At 32.1% G+C, this 12201-nt stretch carries 14 protein-coding genes; 10 read left to right on the top strand and 4 right to left on the bottom strand.

Features of this window, described 5'->3' with window-relative positions; all coding sequences use genetic code 11:
• Positions 1-4: 4 nt before the first annotated feature.
• The 3 genes from RVY88_RS05550 to RVY88_RS05540 form a co-directional block, all read right to left on the bottom strand.
• Positions 5-1099 (bottom strand): SPFH domain-containing protein, encoded by a 1095-nt coding sequence (locus RVY88_RS05550; protein ID WP_011731770.1) that lies wholly within the window; start codon positions 1097-1099, stop codon positions 5-7.
• A gap of 17 nt (positions 1100-1116) precedes the next feature.
• Positions 1117-2034, bottom strand: a complete 918-nt coding sequence (locus RVY88_RS05545; RefSeq protein WP_202930962.1) for a branched-chain amino acid transaminase — start codon at positions 2032-2034, stop codon at positions 1117-1119.
• An 88-nt stretch (positions 2035-2122) separates the two neighbouring features.
• Positions 2123-2383 (bottom strand): helix-turn-helix domain-containing protein, encoded by a 261-nt coding sequence (locus RVY88_RS05540; protein ID WP_002848421.1) that lies wholly within the window; start codon positions 2381-2383, stop codon positions 2123-2125.
• Positions 2384-2472: 89 nt separating this feature from the next.
• Between RVY88_RS05540 and RVY88_RS05535 the strand changes: the two genes are divergently transcribed.
• The 6 genes from RVY88_RS05535 (at position 2473) to bcp (ending at position 4772) form a co-directional block, all read left to right on the top strand.
• Complete coding sequence (locus RVY88_RS05535; RefSeq protein ID WP_162167087.1) at positions 2473-2727, top strand: hypothetical protein; 255 nt, start codon at positions 2473-2475, stop codon at positions 2725-2727.
• 7 nt (positions 2728-2734) lie between these two features.
• A complete protein-coding gene (locus RVY88_RS05530; RefSeq protein ID WP_002848428.1) occupies positions 2735-3133 on the top strand; it encodes a hypothetical protein in 399 nt (132 codons plus the stop codon).
• A gap of 1 nt (position 3134) precedes the next feature.
• On the top strand, positions 3135-3362 hold the full coding sequence (locus tag RVY88_RS05525; RefSeq protein WP_002848429.1) for a hypothetical protein: 228 nt from the start codon (positions 3135-3137) through the stop codon (positions 3360-3362).
• Between the two features lies 1 nt (position 3363).
• Positions 3364-3717, top strand: coding sequence for a hypothetical protein (locus tag RVY88_RS05520; RefSeq protein WP_202930961.1), 354 nt, complete (start codon positions 3364-3366; stop codon positions 3715-3717).
• 293 nt (positions 3718-4010) lie between these two features.
• Entirely contained in the window at positions 4011-4211 is a 201-nt protein-coding gene (locus tag RVY88_RS05515) for a tautomerase family protein (protein WP_002848431.1), read from the top strand.
• Entirely contained in the window at positions 4212-4772 is a 561-nt protein-coding gene (gene bcp, locus RVY88_RS05510) for a thioredoxin-dependent thiol peroxidase (protein ID WP_002848432.1), read from the top strand.
• Between the two features lie 76 nt (positions 4773-4848).
• Here bcp and RVY88_RS05505 read toward each other — a convergent pair whose 3' ends face one another.
• Complete coding sequence (locus RVY88_RS05505; protein WP_162167088.1) at positions 4849-7917, bottom strand: DUF748 domain-containing protein; 3069 nt, start codon at positions 7915-7917, stop codon at positions 4849-4851.
• A 104-nt stretch (positions 7918-8021) separates the two neighbouring features.
• Between RVY88_RS05505 and RVY88_RS05500 the strand changes: the two genes are divergently transcribed.
• The 4 genes from RVY88_RS05500 to clpX all read left to right on the top strand — a co-directional run bounded on the left by RVY88_RS05500 (position 8022) and on the right by clpX (position 12198).
• Positions 8022-9089, top strand: coding sequence for an epoxyqueuosine reductase QueH (locus tag RVY88_RS05500; RefSeq protein WP_038452803.1), 1068 nt, complete (start codon positions 8022-8024; stop codon positions 9087-9089).
• 647 nt (positions 9090-9736) lie between these two features.
• Positions 9737-10183 carry a 3-hydroxyacyl-ACP dehydratase FabZ gene (gene fabZ / locus RVY88_RS05495; protein ID WP_002848435.1) on the top strand — a complete coding sequence of 149 codons (447 nt, stop codon included), beginning with the start codon at positions 9737-9739 and terminating at the stop codon, positions 10181-10183.
• 9 nt (positions 10184-10192) lie between these two features.
• A complete protein-coding gene (lpxA, locus tag RVY88_RS05490; RefSeq protein ID WP_002848437.1) occupies positions 10193-10978 on the top strand; it encodes an acyl-ACP--UDP-N-acetylglucosamine O-acyltransferase in 786 nt (261 codons plus the stop codon).
• A complete protein-coding gene (gene clpX, locus RVY88_RS05485) occupies positions 10978-12198 on the top strand; it encodes an ATP-dependent Clp protease ATP-binding subunit ClpX (protein WP_162167089.1) in 1221 nt (406 codons plus the stop codon). The genes lpxA and clpX overlap by 1 nt, the downstream gene beginning before the upstream one ends.
• Positions 12199-12201: the final 3 nt, after the last annotated feature.

Below are 12201 nucleotides of genomic sequence, written 5' to 3'. Positions count from 1 at the left end.
ATCCTTACTTTTGCTCTAGAGCGCTTTGCTTGGGTTTGTCTTTTGTATCCACCCAGATATTTGGTACGGCTCCTCCTGGAGTTAAAAATATCTTAGCATCGGTATTTACTTTTAATGCTTCATTAAACTCTTTTTGGGTTTGAATTTGTTTTAGTTGCAGTAAGTTATTATCTAAACTTTTTGCTACTTCTTTGTTTGCGTATGCTTGAGCGTTTGCTTCTATTTTTAAAGCGTCGGCTCTACCTTGAGCTTCTATTTTTACGGCTTCTGCGTTACCTTTTGCAAGAGCTGCTTTTTTAAGAGCTTCTTGATTCGCTCGTTCTACTTCGTATTTTGTTCTTTCGGCTTCTTGTTTTGCTATTTGAACTCGTTCGATTTGCTCTTTTACTTTTGGCGGAAGTATTATCTCGCGAAGTTGTACACTTAAAAGCTCTACCGGTTTATTTTGTTGGCTATCGATATCTGTTCTTATACCATTATCTATAGCTACTGCTATATCATTACGACGCTCAGGAAGCTCTTCGGCGGTGTACTTACCAGTTACGTTTCTAACAACGTTTCTAACAACTGGATCAATTATCTTACTTTCCCAGCTAAATCCCCATGCGGCTATAGTTTGAGGAGCATTTTGCGGATTTAGTCTGTACTGAACGGTGATATCCATGCTGACTGGAAGACCGCGAGAATCAAGAACCGATATAGTATCTTTTGTTTCTATACCGCTACCACGGTAATTTGCTTCGTTTCTGCCTTCGCTTGAAGTATAGTTTATGATACGAACTTTAGTATCTACTACTCTTACTTCTTGTACAAAAGGTACAAAGAAATGAAATCCTGGACCAAGAGGTGTCGGATCGAATTTACCCGCTGTTGATTTGATACCCACCTCACCTGAATTTATTATTATAAATGGTTTTGCTATGACTAAAACAGCTATGATAACGACGATAGCGTAAATTATACCGCTAAATTTACCAAAGCCGCTAGGAAGGCTCGGCATATTTGGTTTTTTAAAGTTGAAATTCGGCTTATTATCTCCGCCGTTTCCGCCTCCATTACCGTTTTTCTTGTTGAAATAATCATTTAAATCTGCTGGCAAGTTTATTCCTTTTAAATTTATTTTATATATGTTACAAAATGCTCGTATTTTGCATTTTTACCCATTACTACATCAAAATATGCGGCTTGAAGCTGTGTGGCTATAACGCCCCTTTTTCCTGAGCCGATAATCCTACCGTCGATGTTGCTTATAGGCGTTACTTCCGCGGCTGTTCCTGTAAAAAATGCCTCATCTGCCGTATATGCTTCATCTCTTGTGATTCTTTGACGGACCACTTCGTAGCCTAGATCTTTTGCGATATCTATAACCGTTTTTTGAGTTATACTTTCTAAACTCGTGTCATTTGGAGGAGTAATGATCACGCCGTTTTTTACTATGAAAAAGCACTCTCCGCTTCCTTCAGCTATAAATCCTTGAGGATCAAGAAGCAAAGCTTCATCGTATCCAGATAATTGCGCTTCGTAGTTCGCCATTTGAGAGTTGAAGTAATTCGCGCTTGCTTTTGCTTTTGCCATCATAGAAAACGGTGCCGGTTTTATCCAAGATGAGATCGTTACTTTTATCCCGTTTTCAAGAGCATCATCGCCCATGTAAGCTCCCCATTGCCATGCGGCTATAGCCGTATTTACTGGGCAGCCGATGTGGTTAACTCCCATTTTTCCGTACCCTAAAAATACAAGTGGACGGATATAAACGTTGCTGTTATAAGTGTTGCTTTTTAGTAAATCTATATGCGCTTTATTTATCTCATCTTGTGAAAATGGGATAGTAATCCCGCAGGCTTTTGCTGATTCAAAAAGTCTTTTTGTATGTTCTTTTAGTTTAAATATAGCTAAGCCTTTTGGTGTCTTATAAGCCCTAACTCCCTCAAAAACAGCATTTCCATAATGAAGTGAATGAGTTAAAACATGAACCGTGGCATCTTTCCACTTGATTAGTTTCCCATCAAACCATATATGCTCTGCTTCTGGTATTGCCATTTTGTTGCCTTTCGTGGTTATAAAATTTGCCTGATTTTATCCAAAATTTGATTAATATCTTTTGAATATTACTAAATTTAGCTTAATTTTTAAATTTAAATAGTTCTTCTATATCCACATTTAAGGCTTTTGAAATTTTAAAAATATGTTCGATGTTGAAGTGTTTTCCATAGCGATTATTTTCACAATTGGAGTAAAATGCGACTGATTTGATACCTATTTCTAAAGCTAATTCAAGCTGAGAAATTTTACTTTGTTCTCTTAAGTGTTTTACGTTTTGTGATAATTGTCTGTAAAAAGCAGCGATTTCCTCGTCACTTGCATTGCTAAATTCACTCTGCATATTTATCCTATGGGATTAATTTTCTTTTAAATTTATACCGATACAATTATATTTTCTATATCCTATGGGATAAATTTAAGGAGGGTTGTATGAAATTTTTATTTTGTCTATTTGTTTGTCTTTCATTTCTTAATGCAGAGTTGTATAAAGTTTATGTAAAAAGAGTTGATAGTAATTTATACAGAACATCTGATGAGATATTTATCGAAACAAAATTTTGTTATCACTACACATATGGAAGCGAAGCAATTTTGAAATATGATAATTATTCTTATGATAATGCTTTGATTTTTGATTACGATATGACAATTCCAAGTAAATGTGATGTAAAGAGAATATTTTAGGTTAATGATGTGGGTAATATTTTTTATTTTATTTGTTATATTTTGTGTTTTTATGATTTATTCTCAAATGCCAGATGCTGTAAAAAAAGAGCGAACTTTATACGATGAGCTGGTGGATGCAAATATAGAGCTTTTAAAATCTACAAAAAATCCTTATGTAGGTATGTTTGCAAAAGAGGAAATCATAAATTTGCTTAAAACTATATCAGATGAATTTGATAAAGTAGCAGTTGAGAGAAATGAAGTAGTAAGTGGAAATCAAAAGCTATTTATACTAAATGAAATTATATTTGCCAGTGGAATGAAAAATAAGGAATTTGGTATAGAGCATTTGCATTATGAGCTTGAAAGATACCGTAAATACGGAATGAGAGAAGATAATCAAGGTTTAATAAGGGGGAATTAGAATGAAATTTGTTGCATTTGCTTTGGCTTTAGTGATTGGATTAGCCTTATGGTTTTTCCCTGCTGGATTATTTTTGGCAGTTTTTAAAGGTGCTACATCAAACGGACAAAGCGTAGGAGCGATAATCTACATGCTGGTATTGGGCGGTGTTGCTTGGGCTTTGATTTTTATCGTAAAAAAACTTTACAAATTTTTCTTGAAAAAATTTGGATATAAAGTAAAGGAATAAAATGGCTATTTTATGGATTATTGCTATAATATTAAGTTTTTTCACATATGGAATTTCTATTTTAGTCGCTTTAGTGATAACATTTTTTATATATAATGGTAAACAAGATGATGTTGGCGAATATTTATTGGGTCAGTATGATAGATATTATTCAACTGTTAAAGGTTCTAAAAATCATTTTTGGATAAATCATGCTAACGATTCAGAAGGTAGAATAGAATTAAAAAAATTGCTTAATTATACATATTCTGTAGCTTATACGCATTACATATATGATAAAAGTATAGTTGGTAACGACCAGTATTTACGTATGATTTTAAATATAACTTTTTTCAACTGTTTACACATATTGTAATGTATTTGGTCTTGAAAATTGGAAAATATACGAAGTGGATAAATACATAAAAGATCAAATATCATTGCTAAATTTGGCGGCAAAAAAGTATGGTATGGAAGACAATATTCATCAAGATGATATTGATATGTTGCTTAATAAAATTATGAAATAATAATCTAGGCATTATGCTAAAAAATTGATTAATATCTTTTGAATGGCAGTAAATTTGTGGAGTAAATTTGAGAGATATGAATAATTTGATTAATTTAAATTCGCTATAATCACGCATTAAATTTAAATAAGGAAATAAAATGCCTATTATAAATATAAAATTAGCAGGTTCCATGCCAAGCCGTGAAAAACTAGATGAAATCGCAGTCAAAATCACGGATATAATGGTAAAAGATTTAGGAAAAAATCCAGATAGAGTCGTGATAAATTTCGATGAAATTCGCCCTGAAGCGACGTATTTTGGTGCAAAATCTGTTCAAACTATAAAAGAGGGTAAATAAATGGCGTGCAACGATAAAAAAGAGTCAAATTTATGCGCTCCTAAAACAAAAGAATCAGCTCAAACTACAGTTTTTTTGCCTGAAGACGTTGAGAGAAAAGTTACATTAAAGGCCGGCGATATCGCTCCAAGCTTTGAGCTAGAAAACGCAGATGGAGTTAAAATCTCACTCAAAGACTTTAAAGGTAAAAACGTAGTTTTATACTTTTATCCAAAAGACAACACGCCTGGTTGTACGACTGAAGCGTGCGAGTTTAGCGCAAATTACGATGATTTCATAGCAAACGATACTATCATTATAGGTATCAGTCCAGACAGCGTAAAATCACACTCGAATTTCATAGAAAAACAGAGTCTTAAACATATACTTTTAAGCGACCCGGAAAAAGAAATAGCAAAAGCTTATGGCGTATGGCAAGTACGTAAAAACTACGGTAAAGAGTATCTTGGTATAGTGCGAACGACTTTTGTTATAGATAAAACAGGAAAAATCGCAAAAGTGTATAAAAGCGTAAAAGCCGCAGGTCACGCTATGAAAGTTTTAGCTGATTTGGCAAAGTAAATTTAAAAAGCAACGCTTTGCATAATCTTAATATATTTTTATATGCAAGGTCGGTGCTTTTTGCTATTTTTATCAATTATCTTGTTCTTATATTTATCTGCATTGAGACTTTTTTATCGTTTGCTTGACCTTTTACGTCTTTGATATTTAAAATCTCTATTTGACCTTCTTTAACTCCGTTTTCCATCAATTTTTTACGTAGATTTTCTACTCTTTTTTGTGCTATGGCTAGTATCCTGTCTTGGTTGATTTTTACTAGAGATATAAGCTTTTCTTTCGCATCTTTTTCATTTATAAATTCAGAATTATTAAATTTTTTCTTAAACATCTCTTTTAGTGCATTTTCATAGCTTAGATCTTTTGTGTTCATAACAAGAAGTATATCTTTAGATACGCTTCTATCTGCTATAGCGTAGGAATCTGGTATTTGAGAATAAGTCGGCGTGAGAGTAAATATGATTTCTGGTTTTTTCTTCGCGATATCTGCTAGTTTTTTTATCTTTGATTCATTTGTTTCTAGTAAAAACGCCGTTCCTGGAGCAAAATCAACACTACTGATCTCATCTGTATTTATACCAAGAACATTTCCTATAAATCTAAATGGAGAAGTGACGACGTCACTGAAAAGTTGGAAAATAGCTTGAATAACGATACCTGAGTAGCTAAACTCCGGACTGTTCAAATCGCCCCATATAGGAAGATTTATATCAATTTGATTATTGCTATCTTTTAGTATAGAAATCGCAAGTTTTAAAGGAAGACTTACCGCGTCTTTGCTAGGAATTTCGCGTCCTAGAGTTAGGTTATCGAAATTTAGTGAGTTTGCGCCGCTTAATATAGAGTTTTTTATTTTATAATTTAAATTTACACTTAGTCTACCATTATCAATCTCATATCCTAAAAATTTTACCGAATACGGAGTTATATTTTTTAAATTTATATTTTTAAAACGTACGATAAGATCCGTGTTAGATCTTGGATCAAATGGCAAAGTAGTAACTAAAATCTCGCTAAATCCATAGTTTGCCACAACTCCGTGAAGCGTGATATTGCTTATTTTGTCATTTGATAACTCGTTTATCGTGGTAGATATTTTAGTTATATTTGTATCAAAAGGAAGAGCCAAACTGTCATCTTTAAATTCCAAACTACCATTTTTTAACGTTAAATTTTTTAGACTTAGTTTGAAGTTATCGCTTTGTTCTTCATTGCTAGTTTTGCTATCTTGATTTTTTATTAAATTTAAAATATTTAACTCTTTTTGTTTTGAAACTACAAATTTTAAATGTGGATTTTCAAGCTTTACATTTGATATCAAGATATTTTTATCGTTCAAATTTATATTTTGGCTAAGAGTTTTAAAAGAACCTAATATCTCGTTTCTATCATCTTTTATATAGAAGTTATTTACGTTTAAATCGGCTTTTGCGCTTAGTTTATCGGTATAATTTATCTTTGCATTTAAATTTATCTTTGCATTTAAATCCGATATGTTTAGATACCGTTTTATGTATGGTTTTGCGAAGTTTAGATTGTTTAAATTTAAGTTTATATCTCCGCCTAATTCGTTTTTATTTATATTTATCTTTGCGCTGCTTTTTAAATTTAAATTATCATCTTTTGCATTTAAATTCAGTGTTAGACTGTCTTTATTTGAGATATTTTTGGCACTCAGTTCTATATTTTTTATGCTGTTTTTGCTGATTTCGTCGCTAAGATGCAAGTATCCGTTATTTAGGATGAAATTTGAAATATTATAGTTAAACTCATCTTTTTTGGATTCATCTTTTTTATCGCTGTTTTTAGGGAGCAAGGAGAATAAATTGTTTATGAACTTAGATCCGCTCTCGTCGATGAAAGTCGCAAAATTTGGCTTATTTATAATTATATTTTCTAGTGTTAGACTGTTGTTTTTTAAATTGAAATTACTAAGCTCGGTTCCATTTATATCCAGGTAATTTTGCTTATCTAAGTTTAAGCTCGTACTTGCAATCGACGTATTTTTTATTTTTAAATCATCTTTTTTTAAGTTTATTTTATTTAATGCGAATGTGTCTATGCTTAGCTTTGAACTATCTTTTTTGACATTTAATTTTTTTAAATTTATATCATTTATATCTAAATTTAAATCCAAGTTTTGATCAAAACCTAACCTAATTGCAGCCAAACTCAACTTATCAAAATTAGCATTAAATTCATCAAATTTAGTTTTAAAACTGCCTATATTTACATTTGATATAGACATTTTCATATCAAAATTATTATAGCTATTTATGAAATTTGCGTTTAAATCCGGTATGATTAAGCTAGTTATTATAAAAGTATTTTTATTTTGAGTTATATTTATATCTTTGATATCTGTTTTTGCGTTTGCTTTTATGCTGATATTGTTATCAAAATTAAAACTATAATTTACATCAGAACTCACAACCGCGCTATTTATAGTTAGCGGCATATTCTTGAAAAACGATATCCAAATCGGCTTCGTTTTTAGCTCGTTTATCTGTATATTTCCATCTATTTTGAGTGGATTTAAACTAGCATTTGCATCTATAACTATTTTATTTGCTAGATTTGAGCTAGCTAGCAAAGAGTGTGCTCCAAGACTTCCATTTTTAGTAGATAAATTTGAAAGTTTATAATCCATGTCTTTTAAACTAAGTTTAAAATCATTGCTAAAATCTTCATAGTTTAAGTTTGCGTTTATTATCTCGAGTTCGCCTATTTCATACTCGAATCGGGTTGTTTTTTCGGTATCGGAACTACTATTTGTATCTTTTTGGCTTAGTAAAAATGAGAAATTAAACTCACCGTTTTCTTCTTTTTGGATAAAAATTTCAGGTTTAGAAATTTTTAAATTTGCGATTTTTATGGTTTTTGTTATCAAATTTATAGGATCGAAATTTATATTTATTTCGTCAAATTTAAATATAGGAGATTTACGGCTAAACTCCACTCCAGTAATGTTTGCTTCGTATGTAAAAGGGTTTAATTTTATATTTTTTATGCTTAAATTCGCATCATATTGCGCGGCAATTTTTGGCACATAATTCATAATGAGTTTTGGAGCTGCAAAATATCCCAAAACAGTATAAAACAGAAATACAAGACAGATTATATAAACAGTTATCTTAGCAGTTTTCATAATGACTCCTTTTATATTATTATATAAAAAATTATCTATTTAAGTAATAAAATTTACTAAAAATTCACTATTATTTTGATAATATAAAAATAAAAGGTCAAATTTTGCTAGTTCATATCTGCTGCAGTGTTGATAGTCACTACTTTTTACAAGAGCTTAAAAAAGCCTATCCTAGCCAAAACATCATAGGCTACTTTTATGATCCAAATATCCATCCGTATAGTGAGTTTTTGTTGCGTTATCAAGACGTAAAAAGAAGTTGTAAAAAGCTAGGTGTTAAACTTATTTGTGGAGATTACGATTACGAGAGTTGGCTTAAGGGCACAAAAGGTCTTGAAAATGAGCCTGAAAAAGGAAAAAGGTGCGAGTATTGTTTTGATTTTCGTGTGGGAAAATCGGCGCAAATAGCAGTTGAGTTAGGATGTAAAAAGATAACTACAACGCTTTTAATGAGCCCCAAAAAGGATTTTACTCAGTTAGAAAATGCATTAAAAAATGCAGTTATTGGTACAAACTTAGAGCCTATAGCTGTGGATTTTCGCAAAAATGGCGGCACTACAAAGCAGTTTGAACTAGCTAAAAACGATAAATTGTATCATCAAAATTACTGCGGTTGCATTTTTGGATTGAGTGCACAAAAAAGAGAAAATGAAATCATAGATGAACTTTTTGAACCTCTTGGTGGACAAGTTCAGTTTGGATCTATAAAAAGTCGTTTAAAGCTATATAAAAAAGTAAGAAAATATGAAAAAAATGGTTTGGAATTTGAGCTGATAAGAGAAAAAATCTTAAATTATCGCTTAAAATTTGCAAAAGTTTGCGTTGATGGCGTAACTTTGCCTAGTTATTTTCTTTTTTATTCGCATTTTAATAGGAAGTTAGTTAAATTTAAAGTAAATGAGAACTCAGAGCTTTTAAATACAAATAAAGACGATATAAAGCTTATTAGTCTTGCTAAATTTAACGAGCTTGGCGGATTTTTTTATAAGAGCGTTTCGGAGCTTATGGCAAATCCGCCGAAGCTAAAGCGCGAGTTAAAAATTCGCAAATGGCTTTGTGGTAATTTTTCTCTTTCTCCTATCATCGTGCTTGATGAGATAAATATCGGCAAATTCGAGGTTAGAGCAAATAGCGTTATGTATACGCAAAGCATAGAAAAGCTTGTTCTGTAGATTTTGCGCACTTTTTTTGAGGCGCAAATCTATATCTTTAGCAAGCTAAATATTTAAATTATCTCTCTAAAATCAGCTTAAATTTACAATGCGCAACAGTAATAGAAAGTAACCTTAAAAATTAAAGTTAAATGAAGTTTAAATTTGATTAAATATATTTTACGAATTTCAAAAAGGAGAGAGTACGAAAAAAAATCATTTTTGGTTTGGTGATCGTAGCTTTGGCAATGATTTTGATGGTGGGCTTGAAGCTTATCTAAGCGAAAATTATGCAAAAGCGCAAGATAAAATTATTTCAAATTCAAAGAGCTACAGTAGAGTTTACGATATAGGAAACTGACGATATAAGAAATCAGTTTGGCTGCGAAATTACGCTAGGCTAAATGTGCTGGCTACTAACCAAAGGCGAAGCGGCAAATACGGTATCTATGGATATATCATTATTTATTTAAATTTAAGATAGAATATTTCTCCAAATTGCTTGCTTGATTCTGCAAAGTTTAAAAAAATATTAAATTTATTAAGCACGCTTATATATAATTAAAATTAAACGACAAACAAATTTTGATTTTTTTATTTCGTTTTATCTAACTATTTGCTAATTTTTGCTAAAATTTGGAGTTTATATCAACGTAAGGGCAAAATTTATGATAGACGTAGTAGAAATTCAAAAAATTTTACCACATAGGTATCCGTTTTTGTTAATAGACAGAGTTTGTGAATTAGAAACGGGTAAAAGTGTTTATGCGTATAAAAATATAACTATCGCAGAACAAATTTTTGAAGGACATTTTCCTGGGCATCCGATATATCCAGGTGTTATGATAATAGAAGGAATGGCTCAAGCAGGTGGTATTTTGGCATTTAAAAGTGCAGAAGATCCAAGCGGTTTGAGCATAGAAAATAAAGTCGTATATTTTATGAGTATCGATAGAGCTAAATTTAGAAATCCTGTAAAGCCAGGAGATAAGTTAGAGTATCGTTTAGAGGTATTAAAACATAAAGGAAATGTTTGGGTTTTAGACGGGAAAGCCTACGTGGACGATAAATTGGTAGCTGAGGCTGAGTTAAAAGCTATGATAGTTGATAAGTAGCGGCGCGATATGAGTATTCATTCAACAGCGGTTATAGAAGACGGCGCTATTTTAGGCGAAGGCTGCATTATAGAACCATACTCCTTTATAGGCTCCAAAGTTGTTTTAGGAGACGGCGTTACTATAAAGCAAGGCGCTAGGATCATAGGCGATACGAAAATTGGCAGCGGAAGCAAAATTTATAGTTATGCTATAGTAGGAGACGCCCCACAAGACGTTAGTTACCGTCCAGAAGAAAATACAGGTGTTATAATAGGTAAAAATGCTACTATACGCGAGTTTTGTACTATAAACTCAGGTACGCATAAAGGCGATGGAATTACTCGTATAGGAGATAATGTTTTTATAATGGCGTATGTGCATATCGCACATGATTGCATACTTGGGAATAATATTATATTAGCAAATAACGCTACTTTAGCAGGACATGTAGAAATAGGCGATTTTAGCGTAGTAGGAGGACTTACTCCTATTCATCAGTTTGTAAGAATAGGTGAAAGCTGTATGATAGCAGGCGCTTCGGCTTTGTCTCAAGATGTTGTGCCGTATTGTTTAGCAGAGGGAAATAGGGCTTATATAAGAAGTTTAAATTTAGTAGGAATTCGTCGTAGATTTGATAAAGAAGTTGTTGAAGAGATAAATAAGGCTTATAAATTTTTATTTAGAAGCGGTGGAGGATTAAAAGATAGAGCTCAGGAGCTTTTAAATTTAAATCCAAATGAATATGCAAAAAAAATGTGTGAGTTTATAATAAATACAACAAGGGGAATTCCGCTTGAAAAAGGAAAATATTAATGGCTAGGAAATGTAGTTTTTGCGGTGAGAGTGAAGCCGAAGATAGAAAATTACTAGCAAATGAAACAGATAGCGCTTTTATATGCGAGTACTGCATTGATGCTGGATATGCTGCTGTGCATGGTGATAAAAGTTTAAATAGTAGTGAAAAAACAAGTAAAGATTATAAAGATATAACACCAAAACTTTTAAAAGATGTTTTAGATAGTTATGTTATAGGTCAAGAAAAAGCTAAAAAAGTATTTAGCGTAGGCGTTTATAACCATTATAAAAGGATATTTAAACAAGATGCTATAGAAGATGATACTGAAATTTCAAAATCAAATATCTTGCTTATAGGTCCAACAGGAAGCGGTAAAACTCTTATGGCGAAAACTTTAGCTAGATTTTTAGATGTGCCGATCGCGATTTGTGATGCTACGAGCTTAACTGAGGCAGGATATGTAGGCGAAGATGTGGAAAATATCCTTACAAAACTACTTAGCGCAGCTGGCGGAGACGTACAAAGAGCTCAGCAAGGAGTTGTATTTGTCGATGAGATAGATAAAATAGCAAGAATGGGTGAAAATCGCTCTATAACTCGCGATGTAAGCGGCGAAGGAGTTCAGCAAGCACTTCTTAAAATAATAGAAGGAAGTACCGTAAATATCCCTCCAAAAGGCGGTAGAAAGCATCCAAATCAAGATTTTATTCAGATAGATACAACAAATATTCTTTTTGTATGCGGCGGAGCTTTTGATGGGTTAAATGAGATTATAGAAAGAAGAATAGGAAAAAATGTTCTTGGATTTGGTCAGATAAAACGCGGTCGCGACGATAAGCAAAATTTAATAAGCTTAGTTGAGCCAGATGATTTAGTTCATTTTGGCCTTATCCCTGAGCTTATAGGACGTTTGCATGCTATTGCTACTTTAAATGAGATAACAACCGATGATATGGTAAAAATTTTAACGGAACCAAAAAATGCTCTTTTAAAACAGTATCAGAAATTATTTGCGATAGATGGCGCAAATTTAAAATTTGATAATGATGCTATAAAAGAGGTTGCTACACAAGCTATAAATCGTAAAACAGGAGCAAGAGGTCTTAGAAGTATCATGGAAGATATTATGATGGACATAATGTTTAATCTTCCGGATCTTAAAGGATATGATGTTATCATCTCAAAAGACGTTGCCATAGGCAAGGCAAAACCATTATTAATCAAAGCACAAAACTAAAAG

It is taken from the genome of Campylobacter sp. TJR-1 (assembly GCF_032840035.1).
GTDB lineage: Bacteria > Campylobacterota > Campylobacteria > Campylobacterales > Campylobacteraceae > Campylobacter > Campylobacter fetus.
Note: the sequence above shows the minus strand (reverse complement) of the source record. Positions and strands in the feature narration are given on the sequence as shown.